Source organism: Pseudomonas syringae pv. coryli str. NCPPB 4273 (assembly GCF_000972175.1).
In the GTDB taxonomy this organism is placed as follows: domain Bacteria; phylum Pseudomonadota; class Gammaproteobacteria; order Pseudomonadales; family Pseudomonadaceae; genus Aquipseudomonas; species Aquipseudomonas syringae.
This window is the reverse complement of the sequence record NZ_AWQP01000069.1, coordinates 1-16,755: the sequence shown is the minus strand read 5'-3', so window position 1 is coordinate 16,755 and position 16,755 is coordinate 1. Positions and strand designations below refer to the sequence as shown.

Annotated in this window: 17 protein-coding genes; 9 read left to right on the top strand and 8 right to left on the bottom strand. The window is 58.8% G+C overall.

Annotated elements, in window-relative coordinates:
- Window positions 1–43 precede the first annotated feature (43 nt).
- Window positions 44–904: an SDR family oxidoreductase gene (locus P406_RS23740; protein ID WP_024691873.1), complete on the top strand. Its 861-nt coding sequence runs from the start codon at window positions 44–46 to the stop codon at window positions 902–904.
- Window positions 905–1,011: 107 nt separating this feature from the next.
- Here the strand turns inward: P406_RS23740 and P406_RS23735 are convergent, their stop codons facing one another.
- Window positions 1,012–3,780, bottom strand: coding sequence for an RHS repeat domain-containing protein (locus P406_RS23735; protein ID WP_046237539.1), 2,769 nt, complete (start codon window positions 3,778–3,780; stop codon window positions 1,012–1,014).
- A gap of 250 nt (window positions 3,781–4,030) precedes the next feature.
- Between P406_RS23735 and P406_RS23730 the strand changes: the two genes are divergently transcribed.
- Window positions 4,031–5,461, top strand: a complete 1,431-nt coding sequence (locus tag P406_RS23730) for an NAD-dependent succinate-semialdehyde dehydrogenase (protein ID WP_046237538.1) — start codon at window positions 4,031–4,033, stop codon at window positions 5,459–5,461.
- 71 nt (window positions 5,462–5,532) lie between these two features.
- On the opposite strand, the gene pbpG is transcribed toward P406_RS23730, so the two are convergent.
- Complete coding sequence (gene pbpG / locus P406_RS23725) at window positions 5,533–6,468, bottom strand: D-alanyl-D-alanine endopeptidase (protein ID WP_046237537.1); 936 nt, start codon at window positions 6,466–6,468, stop codon at window positions 5,533–5,535.
- A 268-nt stretch (window positions 6,469–6,736) separates the two neighbouring features.
- On the opposite strand from pbpG, the gene P406_RS23720 reads away from it, so the two are divergent.
- Window positions 6,737–7,297: a hypothetical protein gene (locus P406_RS23720; protein ID WP_003318017.1), complete on the top strand. Its 561-nt coding sequence runs from the start codon at window positions 6,737–6,739 to the stop codon at window positions 7,295–7,297.
- Between the two features lie 95 nt (window positions 7,298–7,392).
- On the opposite strand, the gene P406_RS23715 is transcribed toward P406_RS23720, so the two are convergent.
- Window positions 7,393–7,575 carry a hypothetical protein gene (locus P406_RS23715; protein WP_003416408.1) on the bottom strand — a complete coding sequence of 61 codons (183 nt, stop codon included), beginning with the start codon at window positions 7,573–7,575 and terminating at the stop codon, window positions 7,393–7,395.
- 173 nt (window positions 7,576–7,748) lie between these two features.
- Complete coding sequence (locus P406_RS23710; protein ID WP_003410180.1) at window positions 7,749–8,105, bottom strand: hypothetical protein; 357 nt, start codon at window positions 8,103–8,105, stop codon at window positions 7,749–7,751.
- A gap of 211 nt (window positions 8,106–8,316) precedes the next feature.
- Between P406_RS23710 and P406_RS23705 the strand changes: the two genes are divergently transcribed.
- Entirely contained in the window at window positions 8,317–9,132 is an 816-nt protein-coding gene (locus P406_RS23705) for a shikimate 5-dehydrogenase (RefSeq protein WP_046237536.1), read from the top strand.
- Window positions 9,133–9,154: 22 nt separating this feature from the next.
- Here P406_RS23705 and P406_RS23700 read toward each other — a convergent pair whose 3' ends face one another.
- Window positions 9,155–9,829 (bottom strand): YceH family protein, encoded by a 675-nt coding sequence (locus P406_RS23700; RefSeq protein WP_046237535.1) that lies wholly within the window; start codon window positions 9,827–9,829, stop codon window positions 9,155–9,157.
- A 154-nt stretch (window positions 9,830–9,983) separates the two neighbouring features.
- On the opposite strand from P406_RS23700, the gene P406_RS23695 reads away from it, so the two are divergent.
- Window positions 9,984–10,493 carry a DUF1993 domain-containing protein gene (locus tag P406_RS23695; RefSeq protein WP_003369297.1) on the top strand — a complete coding sequence of 170 codons (510 nt, stop codon included), beginning with the start codon at window positions 9,984–9,986 and terminating at the stop codon, window positions 10,491–10,493.
- Window positions 10,494–10,795: 302 nt separating this feature from the next.
- Window positions 10,796–11,950, top strand: coding sequence for an MFS transporter (locus tag P406_RS23690; RefSeq protein WP_046237534.1), 1,155 nt, complete (start codon window positions 10,796–10,798; stop codon window positions 11,948–11,950).
- On the opposite strand, the gene nhaR is transcribed toward P406_RS23690, so the two are convergent.
- Complete coding sequence (gene nhaR / locus P406_RS23685) at window positions 11,947–12,849, bottom strand: transcriptional activator NhaR (RefSeq protein ID WP_046237533.1); 903 nt, start codon at window positions 12,847–12,849, stop codon at window positions 11,947–11,949. The two genes, P406_RS23690 and nhaR, sit on opposite strands and share 4 nt — an antisense overlap.
- Window positions 12,850–12,980: 131 nt before the next feature.
- Here nhaR and P406_RS23680 point away from each other — a divergent pair, with 131 nt between their 5' ends.
- Both P406_RS23680 and P406_RS23675 read left to right on the top strand, forming a co-directional pair.
- Window positions 12,981–13,223 (top strand): hypothetical protein, encoded by a 243-nt coding sequence (locus P406_RS23680; protein ID WP_024959827.1) that lies wholly within the window; start codon window positions 12,981–12,983, stop codon window positions 13,221–13,223.
- A gap of 34 nt (window positions 13,224–13,257) precedes the next feature.
- Window positions 13,258–14,016, top strand: a complete 759-nt coding sequence (locus P406_RS23675) for a TerC family protein (protein ID WP_046237532.1) — start codon at window positions 13,258–13,260, stop codon at window positions 14,014–14,016.
- A gap of 120 nt (window positions 14,017–14,136) precedes the next feature.
- Here the strand turns inward: P406_RS23675 and P406_RS23670 are convergent, their stop codons facing one another.
- Entirely contained in the window at window positions 14,137–14,319 is a 183-nt protein-coding gene (locus tag P406_RS23670; protein ID WP_046237531.1) for a hypothetical protein, read from the bottom strand.
- A gap of 220 nt (window positions 14,320–14,539) precedes the next feature.
- Here P406_RS23670 and P406_RS23665 point away from each other — a divergent pair, with 220 nt between their 5' ends.
- Window positions 14,540–15,235 (top strand): peptidase C39 family protein, encoded by a 696-nt coding sequence (locus P406_RS23665; protein ID WP_046237530.1) that lies wholly within the window; start codon window positions 14,540–14,542, stop codon window positions 15,233–15,235.
- Between the two features lie 59 nt (window positions 15,236–15,294).
- Here the strand turns inward: P406_RS23665 and P406_RS23660 are convergent, their stop codons facing one another.
- Window positions 15,295–16,578 (bottom strand): NAD(P)/FAD-dependent oxidoreductase, encoded by a 1,284-nt coding sequence (locus tag P406_RS23660; RefSeq protein WP_003416423.1) that lies wholly within the window; start codon window positions 16,576–16,578, stop codon window positions 15,295–15,297.
- Window positions 16,579–16,755 lie beyond the last annotated feature (177 nt).

Here is a 16,755-nt window from a genome sequence, read left to right as displayed (position 1 = left end):
CAGCACTTCAGCCACAACGTTTTATTTAAAGAGATTTATTCAAATGAACGAAGAATACCCAAAGCCGCCATTTGCCAGTCAGCCACAGGACGTCCCAGGCCTGCAGGGCAAGATGGACCCCTATCCCGATTGCGGTGAAAAGAGCTACAAGGGCTCTGGACGTCTGCAGGGCAAGATCGCGCTGATCACCGGCGCGGACAGCGGCATCGGCCGTGCAGTCGCGATTGCCTTCGCACGTGAAGGCGCGCAGGTCGCGATCTCCTACTTGAGCGAGCATGAGGACGCGCAAGAAACCAAGCGCTGGGTCGAAGAGGCGGGTCGCAAATGCCTGCTATTGCCGGGCGACCTGGCGCAGAAGCAGCAATGCGAAGACATCGTGAGCAAGACCGTTGCAGAGTTTGGTCGCATCGATGTACTGGTCAACAACGCTGCGTTCCAGATGACGCATGAAACGCTGGACGAAATCTCCGACGAAGAGTGGGTCAAGACTTTCGATATCAACATCACGGCGATGTTTCGCATCTGCAAGGCTGCGGTTCCGCATATGCCGCGGGGCGGCTCGATCATCAATACCAGTTCGGTGAATTCGGACATGCCCAAGCCGACGCTGCTGGCCTACGCGACCACCAAGGGCGCGATTGCCAACTTCACTGGCGGTCTGGCGCAGTTGCTGGGCGAGAAGGGCATCCGCGTGAACAGTGTTGCTCCCGGCCCGATCTGGACGCCACTGATTCCGGCGACCATGACCGACGAAGATGTGAAAAGCTTCGGTAGCGAGACGCCGCTGGGACGCCCGGGGCAGCCGGTGGAAGTTTCGCCGATCTATGTGCTGCTGGCCTCGGACGAAGCCAGTTACATTTCCGGCTCGCGCTATGCAGTGACGGGCGGCAAGCCGATTCTGTAATTACCCCGACAACGCCTTTTTTGTTGAAACGGTGCCCAGACAGGTACCGTTTTTTCAGGCGTCAATGGCACTTTGTATCTGCACAAGCGGGTACTGCCATTGTTTGTCTAATTTCCAGGCTGATTCATCCGTGTTTGCGCATATCGGACAGGCTGGCCGGTCGCCATGACCAGCGACGAAAGCGTGTCGGCATTCATCTGCAATAATAAAGTCCGGGTCGTCGTGTTGCTCAAGAACTCTTGTTTTCGCCGTGCCGGGGTGCGCGCATTCTTGGTCAACGCCTGCATAGCGGCTATATAGTCGGCAGGATCAAATTGTTCTTCGTCGGGGCCATGCTGCGAGATTTCTCTTAATGACATTCGGATCTCGCTGGACCATGCCTCGACCTGTGCAGTATCCGCTCCGTCGACGAGGAGCTTGCCAGCATCCGTCAGATAATAAAACGCATCCATCGTATTCAGTTGGACATGGGAGGCCTCGTGAATAAGGGATCGTGCAACTTCCAGCACATCGTAGTTGGCAAGCAGGGAGGCCGACACCCCAATCCGTTCGACCGATTCCTGAAACTCGCCTTGAAAACGAGTCGATGCGAGAATGTTTTCGGGTCCATTAAAAAGAAACAGCGTCAGATCGGATTCTGGACTGCCGATGCCCTCAATGAGCTCCTGCATCTGCCGTAAGGAATCCTCCACGTCGATACTCGTAGCGGCGCGAGCGCTGGGGGCCAGCGCCCCAAAGGTTGCGTCGAATGCCTCCTTTACGTCTTCACTTGGTGATGCTTTTAACAGCTCGGAACGCGTGAACGTCAATAATGAAACGGCAACATCCCTGGCGGCAAATATTTTAAATTGCTGCTCAGGCTTGAACTCGGAAAGGTCGTCTGCGACGACTGTAAAAGGAACGTCGTGGGGAGCAGCCCCTTGTTGATCAGCAAACCGCAAAGGCGAATTCCTGACAAAACGATACAGATTCATCCCGTCCACTGTGCCCGTCGGATCCGGATTGATCCATCGCTGCAACCACGGCGCGTAATAGCGCAGGCCGTAGTAGTACAGCCCCGTCGCATCGCGTTCCTTGCCGGAATAACGAATGGTTTTATAGCTGGCTTCAACCGTACTGCGTCCTGCCCACCACGACGTACCACCAAACGGGTAGTAACTTTCCTGGCTGATGATGTGCGCATTTTTGTCCAGCTCCAGGGCGCCGGACCCCAGATGATCGGCGAAGCTGTAGCGAACCTGATCGTTTTCAAGTCCTTCGGGTTGACCCGCCTGCCAGTGCAGCACCCGTACCTCGTTGCGCCCGGCCTGGGTGACGATAACGTGCAAAGTCTCGGCTGTGGCGCTGTTGCTGTGCACCTCCAGGCCTGGTAAGTAGCGCACTTCGGTATTGTGGACAACGGCTCTCGCCTTGGTCGTATGAATTTTGCGCAGGCGTTGCCCACTGGCGTCGTAGACATAGCGCTCTTTGTCGTCGTCACCCGCTTCCCGAACCACAGGCCGCACTTGCTGCAACTGATTGCGCCAGTCCCAGCTCATCGCTTGCCCGGCTTGCAACTCATTCAGATTGCCATTGGCGTCGAATGCGGCAGCGATGGCCGCTTCATCCGGCGGTCGATCGTTGATAACCGGCAGGCTGCGATTGCTGGTTTGCGAAGTGACCAGGGTGCGCGAGTGGGACTGGGTGCCAGTGTGAGTCAGTTGCAACAGATTGCCGCTCGCATCATAACGGTAGGTTTGCGTGTAATTGGCCAGCTGCGTCGCATCGAGGGGAGTCTGGAAGGATGGAAAAACAGGGCCTTGGTTGACTTTCTTGGCCTCCCTGCCGGTAGCCTGGATCAACTGATAAAGCGTGTCGTATTGATAAGTCGAGACCGGCTCAATGCGCTGACCGGCACAACACCGTGTCGGCTGGGCGCGATCATTAATACGCAGGACATTGCCCAGCGGGTCGTGGTCATACAGCAGATGTTGCAGCAGTTGGCCATCTGCCCGTGTGCCTTTGAGTTCGATCAGACGGCCATTTGCGGCGTCGTGCAGCGCCTTGGTCACAACGCCGTTGCCAGCAGTTTCCGAGGTTACGTAGCCTTGAGCGTCGTAATCGATACTGTGAACCAGAACTCGCTCTGTCTGTCCGGGGAGGCCAAGTGAAATGGCCTCAACATGACCTGCCACAGTATGGGCAAAGGTCTGGACGTTACGCTGGGCGTCCGTCTGCGAGATGACATCGCCAAGCGGACTGTGTGCCCAGCGCGTAGTTGCGCCTGGACCAGATTCGAGCAAGGCGTCACGTTCTGTCAGCGGTTCTGGCCAGTCGACATTTTCGGGATTGAAGAGAAAATGCCGCGTCTGTTCAAGCACGCCACCCGCCAGGGCGAACTCGTCATCCATTCGCGAACCAGCCGGGTCATCATGGCGTATACATTGGCCGCACTGGTTATGGCCCTTGGTATCCGGCCCGCCGTATTGCCGCCGCTCGACGCAGCGTCCGTTTTCAATGATGGCGACGGGTCTGAGCAGGGCGTCATACTGCACGCTCCGCTCAGTCCCACGGCCATCCCAGCCAGCCACGACCGCGCCGCTGTCACCGGCCAACATCAGCCGCCAACCGGCATCGACACTGTCGCTGAGAAGCGCCTGACCACTCAGGGAAAACACAGTAGCAAGATTGACGGCAGCCTGGCTTTCCCAGAGCCTTGCATCCCAGCAGTTGACCGGATGCCCGGCAGCATCATGAGCCACGCGGTTTATAAGAACTGTCGGCGTGTCCGTGGCCTGGTTGCGCCAAAAATCAATCGCGCGAATCTCCAGACCGCGTGGCTCAATGACATTCAGGCGGGGCGTATGATGATGCAGTGCGGCAGACTGTACGTTCATGATCACGTCATCCCTGACTGGTGACTTGAGTCCAGGCTATGTAAGTAAAGTATCGTCGTAAGTGCAGCATAGCGCAGGCCTATGAGACCACCGGCGTCAAACGTGTTGTGAGCCTGTCGACGCGCGTCACGACGCGTCGCAAAATCGACGAGCCGTAGCGCTTGGCATTTTTGCCGATGGCCGGTGCTGATCAGCGAGTCTGATCCATCGGCCACACCGTTCCTTTCAGCGACTTATGGAGAAATTGTTCATGTATCCAGACGTACAGCTTTATATCGATGGTCAGTGGCGCGCGAGCCGCGACAATCGCACGTTGTCAGTCATCAACCCGGCGACGGGCGAGGCGCTGGGCACTGTGGCGCATGCCGGTATCGCCGATCTTGACGAAGCCCTGGCGGCCGCCGAGCGTGGTTTTGCCACCTGGCGCGCGACCTCGGCTTATGATCGCTACAAGCTGATGCAGAAAGCGGCGAACCTGATTCGCGAGCGTGCAGACAGTATCGCCCGAATCATGACGCAGGAGCAGGGCAAGCCGCTGGCCGAAGCGCGTATGGAAACCCTGTCGGCGGCGGACATCATCGACTGGCTGGCCGAAGAAGGGCGTCGCAGTTATGGCCGTCTCGTGCCATCACGGGGCGTGTCCATCGAGCAGAAAGTCATCAAGGAGCCGGTCGGCCCGGTCGCTGCGTTCACGCCGTGGAATTTCCCGATCAACCAGGTGGTGCGCAAGTTGTCCTCGGCATTGGCTGCGGGCTGCTCAATCATCGTCAAAGCCCCGGAAGAAACGCCGGCGTCGCCTGCCGAATTGATTCGCGCCTTCGCCGATGCCGGTGTGCCGGCCGGCGTCATTGGCCTGGTCTACGGTGACCCGGCAGAAATCTCCGGTTACCTGATCCCGCATCCGGTCATCCGCAAGGTCACCTTCACCGGCTCCACGCCGGTCGGCAAGCAACTGGCCGCATTGGCTGGCAAGCACATGAAACGGGCGACCATGGAGCTGGGCGGTCATGCACCGGCGCTGGTGTTCGATGATGCGGATATCGACCTCGCCGCTCGCGTGCTGGCCACCGCCAAGTTCCGTAACGCCGGGCAGGTCTGCGTGTCGCCGACGCGGATTCTGGTGCAGCGCAAGGTCCTCGATGCGTTCACCGAGAAATTCGTCGGCCTGACTCGCGAAATCAAGGTCGGTAACGGTCTGGAGGCAGGCACCACCATGGGGCCGGTGGCCAATGATCGACGTATTCCTGCGCTGGTCGATCTGATCGATGACGCGGTGCGTGGTGGCGCGACGTTGTCTGCCGGTGGCAAGGCTGTCGAGGGGGTGGGCTATTTCTTCGAGCCGACGGTGTTGAGTGGCTTGAAGCCGCACATGCGCATCATGAATGAGGAGCCTTTCGGCCCCGTCGCGCTGCTGGTGCCGTTCGACACGCTGGAGGAGGCCATCGCCGAGTCCAACCGCGTGCCGTTCGGGCTGGCATCCTATGCCTTCACCACGTCGATGAAGACTGCCCAGGCGCTGAGCACCTATATCGAAGCGGGCATGCTGTCGATCAACCATCAGGGTATTGGTTTGCCGGAAGTGCCGTTCGGCGGGATCAAGGATTCCGGTTACGGTTCCGAAGGTGGCACCGAAGCCATTGAGGCCTACCTGAATACCAAGCTGGTCACTCAATACAACTGAGTGTCGCTCGGGCAAATAAAAAACGGTCGCGATGTGCAAGCATCGCGACCGTTTTTCGTCGCTTGCGCCACTCAGTCTCTGGCTTGAATACCGGTCTGTCTCATGACCAGGTTCTTTTCCTTCTTGTACTGCAGGGCCACTTCGGGCGCGGGGCCGCTCTGGCCGGTTTCCATCCACTTGCGTATGCGGCTGGCGTCGGCGAAGTGCGTGTACTTGCCGAACGCATCGAGAATCACCACTGAAACCGGGCGGTTGGCCATGCTGGTCAGCAGCACCAGGCAGTGACCGGCCTGATTGGTAAAGCCGGTCTTGGTCAGCTTGATGTCCCAGTTGTCCTTGCGCACCAGATGATCAGTGTTGCTGAAACCGAGGGTGTAGGTCGGTTTGCGGAAGGTCACGGTCTTCTGCTCGGTGGTGCTCAGTTCACTGAGCAGCGGGTATTTGCGCGCCGCCATCACCAGCTTGGTGAGGTCGCGCGCGGTCGACACGTTGTACACCGACAGACCGGTAGGTTCGACGTAGGCCGTGTGTTTCATGCCCAGCGCCTTGGCCTTGGCGTTCATCGCCAGAATGAACGCCGGATAGCCGCCCGGATAGCTGTGCGCCAGGCTGGCTGCGGCGCGGTTTTCCGAGGACATCAGGGTAATCAGCAACATGTCCCGACGGTTCATTTCACTGCCGAGTTTGACGCGGGAGAAGACGCCTTTCATTTCCGGGGTTTGGGAAATGTTCACCGGAATGACTTCGTCCATCGGCTGCTTGGCATCCAGCACGACCATCGCGGTCATCAGCTTGGTGACCGAGGCAATCGGCACGATCACATCCGGGTTGCTGGAATACAGCACCTTGTCGGTCTGCAGGTCGATGACCATTGCGCTGCCTGAGGCAAGGTGCAGGTTGGAAGGATCACGGCTCAGGACGGCAGGTTCGTTTGCCTGCGTAGGGGTGGAAAGCACGGGGCCGGTAAGTACAAATAATAGGCCCAAAAGAGACAGACGGATTTTCAAGAGCAAGGCTCACTCGATAAAAGGTGGTAAATGGAAGGGATCGCGTCAAAACGCTGCATTTTATGAGCAGACTTTGCCGTATGTCGATGGGCTGGGGTAGGCGTTTGCGCAATAAATGACGCAATCGGTCGTTCATTAAGTTGCTGTTAAGTCGCTTTCTGCTCTGCAACCTGCCAAAAACCGAATCTCAATTGAATATTCGTGGTGCGCAAGGCCCGCACCGATTAGCATTCCATGCCATTCAGGTCACCGATTCAGGAGTCATGCAATGCTCAAGGGGTTTGTCAGCAAGGATTACGCAGTACTGGTGATCATCGCGTCATTGATCGTCATTCTGCTGCTGGGTGTCGGCTTTACCTCACGTCCAAGCGACTGGGCGGGCTGGATGCAGGCGATCGGCCTGATTGTCGGGCTGATGGCGGCCGTTGCAGTACCGGCCATCCAGCGCAAGCAGGAAGCGCAACTGGCGCACAAGCAGATACGTGACCGGGAAGTGGGCTACGCGCGGCGCATGCAGTACCTGTGCGGCGAGCTGAGCGAACTGCAGGGCCGCATCAGCCTCAACCTGACCCATCTGCGCGCCAGTGACAGGCACAGCCTGAAATACACTTTGCAGGATTACCTGCATCGTCTGTTCGAGTCACATAAACAGGATCTTAACGATGACCGCGTGGTGCTGGCTTATGAATTGCGTCAGGTCGCCAATGACCTGATCGATGAACTCGACAGCGGCCGTACCGATCGCGTGGTGTTCATGGCGCTGGAGAAACGCCTGCAGAAACTGACCCATCGCTGTCAGGTCAACGCGGCCATGGCCGAGCGCGGCTGAGTCTGGTCACCGGCGTTTTCCGTGGCAAAAAAAGCCCGCCATCGAAGAGGCGGGCAAGGGATGTGCGGAGCAACGCACGAGGTTTGCAGAAGAAGTCAGCTGTTGAGGGGCTGGCACTGCATTTGCCGCGACAGGGCCTCTGCAACAGGCAATGACGCGAGCGGGCCGCTGACGGGTTCGCCATCCTGAATCAGGTACCAGCAGGCCAACAGGCCGCGCGCTCTGAGCGGGGCTGGAACTGCGCTACCGACGACGGACATGATGTGTACCTTGGTCATAAGTGCCTCCTCAATCCATGGCGCTACTGTAGAGGGCGGGCGGGCAAGTCAGAAATCGACGCTCTCAATAGTGGTCATTGATAACAACGAGGGTTTGGCGCATTGCATTGGCAGCCCATAGTGTGAGCACAGCAACGAAAAACCCGCCTGAAAAGGCGGGTTTTTTTGTTCGGTTACCAGCGGCCGCGTGGCGGGCCGTAGTAATAGCCGGGGCCTGGCGGTGGCCCGTAACGATGGTAGTAGCCTGGCGGTGGAGGCGGTGGGTAGCGCTCGACAACCTGATAGACCGGTGCCGGCTGGTAATAGACCGGTGGCGGCGCGTAGTAGACCGGCTGCTGTTGCACGTATACCGGCTCGCGCTCGACGTACACCGTTCTGTCGCGACCTGAAGATACCGCCGCCCCGACAACGGCAGCGCCAACGATAGCACCTACCACGGCAGGGCCACCCCAGCCACGGTCAGCATTCGCCTGGCCAGCAAGGGCCAGGGCACCTACAAACAAGGCGATCTTGGGGATTTGACGAATCATGACTGTTCCTCGCTCTCAACCCGTTGTCGCGCGCCTGCATTACTCTCAAGCACTGCCACGGGATAACACTATGACACCGAAATTGTAAGAATCTGCGAAAGTGCTGAGTAAATTTTATGTAAGGTGTGCCGCGTATGTCCTCGCGCTCACTGGTGCGTAGCATACGCTTCTATCGAAGATTCAAGCCATTACCGTCTGGAGGAAACACCCGATGTCCGTCACTGCTAACAGGGAGACATTATTGTGCATGTCCATGGCCGCCCGTCCCGGCAACTTTGGTGTGCGTTTCCATAATCATCTTTACCAGCAGTTGGGCTTGAACTTCTATTACAAGACCTTCGCCCCCAATGACCTTGCCGCCGCCGTGGCCGGCATACGCTCGTTGGGGATTCGTGGCAGCGCAGTTTCGATGCCCTTCAAGGAGGCCTGCATCGAACTGGTCGACGAACTGGACGCCTCGGCTGCCGCTATCCAGTCGATCAATACCATCGTCAACACCGACGGGCATCTGAAGGCGTTCAACACCGATTACATCGCCGTCGCTCAACTGATGGAGAGCCATGCGGTGCCGCACAGCGCGTTTGCCCTGCGTGGAAGCGGGGGAATGGCCAAGGCGGTTGCGTTCGCGCTGCGCGATGCGGGTTTCACCGAGGGGCTGATCGTGGCCCGCAACGAGCAGGCTGGCCGGCGTCTGGCAGAGGCGTGCGGCTTTCGCTGGCAGGCGGAGCTGGGCAGCGCTCGGCCACCCTTGCTGGTCAATGTCACTCCATTAGGAATGCAGGGCGCGCAAGCTGACCAGCTGTCGTTTGACCTGCAAGCCATCGACGCCGCTGAAACGGTTTTCGATGTGGTGGCTACCCCCGCCGACACGCCGCTGATCCAGGCTGCACGTCGCCTGGGCAAGCGTGTGGTGAGTGGTGATGAAGTGGCGGCGATCCAGGCACTGGAGCAGTTTGTGCTCTATACCGGCGTGCGCCCGACCGATGAGCAGTATCAGCGGGCGGCAGCCTTCGCCAGAGCCGGCTAGCCGTCGGGTCGGGCAGGGCACATTACGCCTCGGCGTGTTCCAGTCTGGCCAGGCGTTCTTCAAGGGCCGCGACCCGTGCCTCCAGCTCATCGATACGCGAGTTGGCCGCCGGGCTTGCCGAATGTCGCTCCGGTGCCTGTTGGCGGGCGGCAATCAGCTCCTGCAGCGATTCAGGGTCACCGAGCAGGTGCATGTAACGGTCTTCGCGCTGGCCCGACTGGCGCGCCACGAGCATCGCCAGACCTCTGGCGATCAGGCGTTCCAGCTGGTGGACGACCTGCTCGCTGTCTTCGAAATCGTGCATGCGGTTACTGCGGGTCAGTAGCTCGTTGACGGTCTGCGGCCCGCGCAGCAGCAACAGACCCGTGAGGATCACCTGCGCCGGGACCAGCTCGAGCCCCTTGTCGACCCTGTGCTCCCAGCGATCGGCGCGACTGCCCATGACCAGCCGCGTCAGGCCGCGGCCTTCCAGGGCTCGAAGGCTCTGGCCGACCTGCCCCTGGGTGAGGTTCATGACAGGGTCACGACTGGTCTTCTGGTTGCAGGCAGTCACCAGTGCATTGAGGGTCAGCGGGTAGGTTTCCGGATTGGTCGCCTGTTTTTCGATCAGGCAGCCCAGAATGCGCACTTCGGTGCCGTTGAGTTGTAGCGCCTCGGCATTCGGGGAGGATTCGGTGGAGGACGATTCGATGGACATGACGCTTCCCTGAGTGATGGCGGTGGATCAGCGTAGGGCGTGGCGGACATTATTGCCAGTGTCTGCTGCACGGATCTGCAGGAGCGCTGAAAAGTGTCACGGCGTTTGGCGTCATGTGAGTCTATAATTGCGCCTTTCTCAATCAGGATATGTCATGTCTATTTCCCTGTACGCCGCTTCCATTCCTGTCTTTCAGCAAATGCTCAACGCGCTGAGCGACGTTCTGACCAAAGCCGAAGCCTACGCGACCGAGAAGAAAATTCAGCCCCCAGCATTGCTGCAGGCACGTTTGTTCCCGGACATGCTGCCGTTCACCCGTCAGGTGCAGATCGCCGTCGATTTTGCCAAAGGTGCCTCAGCGCGCCTGGCAGGCGTCGAGATCCCGCAATACGATGACACCGAAACCACCTTTGCCGAGTTGCAGGCACTGCTTGCCAAGACTCTCGCGTTCATCGGCAGCATCACCCCGGATCAGGTCGACGGCAAGGAAGGCATCGAAATCGTCCTGCGTCCCGGCACTGAAAAGGAAAAACGCCTGAACGGTCAGGCCTATCTGCTCAGCTACGCCTTGCCGCAGTTCTTCTTTCACGTCACGACTGCCTACGATCTGCTGCGCCATAACGGCGTTGAAATCGGCAAGCGTGATTTCATGGGCAAGTTCTAAACAGTGGGGGCTGAAGCCTCATTGATGTTCTCGGCCCTCGGCGTTATACACAAAGCCAACTGACCCTCGTGCCAATGCTCCGCATTGGCATGGATTGGGTGACGCAGAGCGTCACGAAATGCATTACCGCGCGGAGCGTGGGAACGAGAATTATCGGAGTGTCCGCCTCGTTTTTCGGGCTCTGCTTCACTAACTGCATGCCAGTGCGCAGCATTGGCGTGACAGTCACCTTCAAGCTGTTTTAATCCCCCTCCCGCAGGCCGCGCTGTTGCAGCGGCGTCTGTTGTTGTTCTGGAGTATTCATGTTGTTGCCCATCCTTCTGCTGTCAGCCGCCGGGTTTACCGTGCTGACCACAGAATTCGTTATCGTCGGTCTGTTGCCAGCCGTTGCCCGCGACCTGAATGTCACGGTCTCGCAAGCAGGGCTGCTGGTGACGCTGTTTGCATTCACCGTCGCCGCCTTTGGTCCTTTTCTGACCGCGTATTTTTCGCGCTTCGAGCGTAAGCGCCTGTTTGTCAGCATCCTGGTGCTGTTCGGCTTTGCAAATGTCCTGGCGGCGCTGGCGCCCAATATCGCCGTGATGGGTATCGCCCGGCTGATTCCGGCGTTGGGGTTGCCGGTGTTCTGGGCGCTGGCCAGCGAGACCGCCGTGGACATTGTCGGTCCGCAGTTTGCCGGCCGGGCAATTGCCAGGATCGGTTTCGGCATCGTTTGCGCCACGGTGTTCGGCATTCCCATCGGCACTCTGATTTCGGACGCATTCGGCTGGCGCACGGCCTTTCTGGTGCTGGCCGTTCTGGCGTTCGCCAAGGCACTGTTGCTCACGGTCTATCTGCCGAAGACGGCTGCCAAGCAGAACCCGGTATCGATCCTTAAGCAGTTCGGCATCCTGCGCAGCCGGATGATGCAGGGGCATGTGCTGCTCTCGGTGCTGGTGTTCAGCGGCATGTTCACGGCATATACCTATCTGGCGGATATGCTCGAGCGTCTTGCCGGTTTCGATGGCGCTCTGGTGGGCTGGTGCCTGATGGGCTTTGGCGCTGTCGGCTTGCTGGGCAACTCGCTGGGCGGGCGCATGGTCGACCGCCATCCGTTGATTGCCAGCCTGGTGTTCTGCGCCTTCATGGTGGTCGGCATGGTCGCGGTGGTGCCGAGTATCCATTCGGTGGTGGCCTTGCCACTCGCGCTGGCGGTCTGGGGTATCACCCAGGCGGCCTTGTTTCTGGTCAGCCATGTGCGACTGATCAAGGCCGCGCCGCAAGCACCTGCCTTCGCGGCGTCACTGAACATCGCCGGCGCCAACCTTGGCATTGGCATCGGCGCGGTGATCGGCGGCCGGGTCATTGATCACCTGGGGCTGGGCAACGTCGGTTTTGCCGCTGCTGGCATCATCGTGCTGGCGATTGTACTGGCGCTGTTGTTGATCAGGCGTGATCCGGGGCCGCTCCCGGCTTAGCCTGCATCGGTAAACAGTTGGTTTCGAGCACTTTCGGCAATGGCGACAACGCCGGGGTGCTTGACCTTGCGCTCGACGGTGATGGCGTAGAACGATTCGGTCACCGCGTCAGTATGGCCAAGCACTTGTACGCCATACTGGTCCTGCACTTCGTCGGCGATCACGCTGGGCGCCACGAACACGCCGCTGCCGGATTTGCCAAACGCCTTCATCAGCGCGCTGTCATCGAATTCACCAATGATGCGCGGCTGGATGGCCTGTTCGGCAAACCAGCGCATCAGTCTGCCTCGAACCACGGTTTCCTGACCTGGAATCAGCAGGGGAGCGCCGTGCATGCACTGCGGAAAATCGTTCCCGATACGCTCCGCCATTTCACGTGTGGCGAAAAAGCTGACCCCGCATTCTCCCAGCTTCTGGCTATAGCCCTTGATGTCCAGATGCGGCGGCATAGGGCTGTCGGAAATCACCAGGTCGAGACGCTGGATGGCCAGGTCTGCCAGCAGTCGTTCCAGCTTGTCCTCGCGACAGGTGATGCGGATGGGCTCATCCAGCGTCATGGTCGGAGCGATCAGGCGGTAGACAATGGACTTGGGCACCACGTCGGCCACACCAATGCGCAACAGCAATTGCTGTTCATCCGGCTGCGAGCGCAGCAGGTTTTCCAGGTCATTGCCGAGCTGGAACATTTGTTCGGCGTAGGGCAGGGCGAGGCGACCTGCTTCGGTCATTTCCAGTTGCCGACCGACGCGCTGGAATAGATCGACCCCCAGTGACGCCTCGAGCAGGCTGATCTGCCCGCTAACGGTCTGCGCGGTCAGATTCAGTTGTTCGCAGGCGCGCACAATGCTGCCGGTCTTGGCCACGACCCAGAAGTAGTGAAGCTGGCGGTAATTGAGCATATTTTCTGCCGATTCGGTAAAACCGAAGTATATGCCTTATAAAATCGAATTTTCCTTATGTTTCAAGATGTCTAGAATCCGCTCCAACGCCGAGCTGAACAGGTCGCCCGGTTTCACTGATTGAGGAGCCCATGAACAAAGTCCTTTATGCTGTATTGCTGAGCGGTTCGCTGCTGGTAGTGGCAGGATGCGATCAGCTAGAGTCTTCCACCAAGCATGTGGTGAATGCCGCCGCTGACAGTGCAAAACAGGTGGTTGATGACACCCATAAAGCCGCAACCCAGGCACTGGACGAGGCAAGGCAGGAACTTTCGTTGCAGGAATCACCACCAAACTCGGCTGAAACCGAAAACACGTCTGATAAAGAAATCTGACTTACAACTATTGGCGCAGGCAGGGCAGTGATCTATGGAATACCTATTGGAACTCGCGACAAGTCCGGCAGCCTGGATCGCGCTGGCGACACTGGTGGTGATGGAAGTCGTACTGGGCATCGATAACCTGATTTTCATCTCGATTCTCACCAACAAGCTGCCTGAGCATCAGCGCGAGAAGGCTCGCAAGCTGGGTATCGGCATGGCGCTGGTGATGCGCCTGGGCCTGCTCAGTACCGTTGCTTACATCGTGCAACTGACAGAGCCGGTTTTCGAGGTGCTCGGTCAGGCGTTCTCCTGGAAGGACATGATCCTGATCGCCGGTGGTCTGTTCCTGGTCTGGAAGGCAACGACGGAAATTCACCACAGCATGGACATCAAGACCGAGGAAGAGAAAGCCCTGGGTTCGGTGGTGATGTTGAGCATGAGCGCGGCGATCGTACAGATCCTGATGCTGGACCTGGTGTTCTCCATCGACAGTATCATCACTGCCGTGGGCATGACCGAACACCTGCCGATCATGGTCATCGCGGTCATCTCTGCTGTCGTGGTGATGCTTGTCGCAGCCAACCCGCTGGCGAAATTCATCAACGACAACCCGACGGTGGTCATGCTGGCTTTGGGCTTTTTGATCATGATCGGTATGACGCTGATCGCCGAAGGCTTCGGCGCCCACGTACCCAAGGGTTACATCTACGCGGCCATGGCCTTCTCGGCAGCCGTTGAAGCCTTGAACATGCTGGTACGCAGGGCAAGACGCAAGAAAGCGGTTGCCCAGGTGTCCACGCACTGATAACTGGCGAAGCTGTAAAAAAGGTCGACCCTGGCAGCAGGGTCGACCTTTTGCATTCAAGGTGCGGGCAAATACGCTGAGGAGGGCAGATCAGCTAAACGCTGCTCGTACTCCTGTAAATCAGCTGGCTGCTACAGCGGGGGCCTTGATGTGTTTTGCAAGTACAGCCGGTTGTGCCGCACGCGGCTCGACGCTGCGCGGCTGACGACGGCGACGGGATACACGCATCACCCCCCACAGCATCGCGCTGGCGACGGCGAGCCACGAAGCGATCAGCATCACTATTGTCAATTCCAGGCTCATAAGTGCCTCCACATTCCTGCTTTTTGTTGCGGTCTTGATAACTGACAGTCTAGTACGGGGCATGTTTCGGTTAATTGACCAGTGGCATCGGGCTATGAATTATTTTCGCCATTCTGTTGGTCGAGGTGCCACACACGGCTATCCCCGAGACCCGGTCAGCTCTATCATCGGTGCTCAGGTCGGGTCGCGGGTTGCCCGACAACAGTTGAAGTGAGTGAACATGCTGTCGGTTTCTTTCTTTACCGGTACTCCCGGTGCGCTGCGTTCATGGCTGATTGCGGCCTTGCTGATGGGCCTTGCCGGTTGTTCGTCAATGGTTACGCCGGAGATGAAACGCCTTCCGGACCGGGTCGAGCTGACGTCGATCCCGTTCTTCCGGGGTAATGCCTATCAAAGCGGGCCGATGGTGCTGGCTAGCATGCTGGCCAACCAGCAGGTGCAGACGACGCCTGGTTTGCTCGACAAGCCGTTGCAATTGCCGGGTGCCGAGGACCGGCTCGAGCAGAACATGCAGAAGGTCGCGCGTGAGTACGGTTTCATGGTGTACCCGCTTGATGGCCAGTTGCAGGACCTGCTGACCCAGGTCTCGGCGGGTTATCCGGTCATGCTGCGGTTCACCCAGGGCTCTGCGTTGTGGAAAGGACCGCGTTATGCGGTGTTGATCGGCTATAACCGCATCAAGGAGACCGTGCTGCTCAACGCAGGCATGGATCGTCGCTATTCAATGAGCTTCAGCAGCTTCACCTCGGCCTGGAAAGACGCGGGCAGTTGGGCGGTGCTGATTCAGTCGCCCCGGCAGTTGCCGGCCAATGTCGATGCGCAGCGCTGGCTGCAGGCGGCCGAAGCGTTATCGACATCAGGACAGGAACAGGCAGCGGGCGAGGCGAAAAGAACGCTGGCACGCGGCGTTAAATGAAATCAACGCGGCAGGAACAAAAACGGCACCGATAAGGTGCCGTTTTACGTTCAGCGAGCCTAGAAACCGAGTCGGTCACGCAGGCTGTAATACCACGCGCCCAGCGCAGTCAGCGGGGTGCGCAGCACCTGGCCGCCGGGGAACGGGTAGTGGGGCAGGTCGGCGAACGCATCAAAGCGCTCTGCCTGACCGCGCAGCGCCTCGGCCAGTACTTTGCCGGCCAGGTGGGTGTAGGTCACACCGTGTCCGCTGCAGCCCTGCGAGTAATAGATGTTGTCGCCCAGTCGTCCAACCTGGGGCAGGCGAGACAGGGTCAGCAGGAAGTTGCCGGTCCACGCGTAGTCGATCTTCACGTTCTTGAGCTGCGGGAATGCCTTAAGCATTTTCGGCCGGATAATGGCTTCGATATTGGCGGGATCTCTGGCCCCGTATACCACACCGCCGCCGAAGATCAGGCGCTTGTCGGCGCTGAGGCGGTAGTAATCCAGCAGGTAATTACAGTCTTCGACGCAGTAATCCTGCGGCAGAAGGGTTTTTGCCAGTTCATCGCTCAACGGCTCGGTGGTGATGACCTGAGTGCCGCACGGCATCGACTTGGCCGCCAGCTCCGGGACCAGATTGCCCAGGTAGGCATTGCCGGCCACGATAATGAACTTGGCCCGGACCCTGCCTTGCGCCGTATGCACCACAGGGTTTGCCCCGCGCTCGATACGAATCGCCGCTGATTGCTCGTAAATGGTGCCACCCAGTGTTTCAACGGCCGCCGCCTCACCCAGCGCCAGATTGAGGGGATGAATATGCCCGCCGGTCATGTCCAGCAACCCGCCGATGTACTGATCACAGGCCACGACTTCATTGATCCGGCGCTTGTCCATCAGCTCGAGGCCGGTATGCCCGTAGCGCTCCCAAAGCCGCTGCTGGGCTTCGAGATGCGCCAGTTGCTTGCTGGTTAGCGCTGCGAATACACCGCCATCTTTCAGGTCGCACTGAATGCCGTAACGGGAAACCCGATCGCGAATGATGGAGGCGCCTTCGAAGGCCATCTGCCCGAGCAATTGCGCCTGGCGTGGCCCCACGGTTCGCTCGATGACATCGATGTCGCGGCTGTAGCTGTTGACGATCTGCCCGCCATTACGCCCCGATGCGCCGAAGCCGACCTTGGCCGCTTCCAGCACCGTGACCCGAAATCCGTTTTCCAACAGGAACAGCGCGCTGGACAAGCCTGTGTAACCGGCTCCGATGACACACACGTCAGTTTCGACTTCACCCTGCAGCGCCGGACGTTCCGGGGCCGCATTGGCTGAAGCCGCATAATAGGACTGCGGGTAGGGCGTGTTTGCCATCCTGAGACTCCGTTTAATATTCTTGACGATGGCGGCAATCGTACCCGAGATATAAAAGCTCTGCCAGCAGCAGGCCAAAAGAGCCCTTGTCTGTCGATTGGCAAAAAACGCTGTATTTCATAGGGTTAGCAAAAAAACAGATTGACAGGCATTCGCATATCCGTAGAATGCCGACCC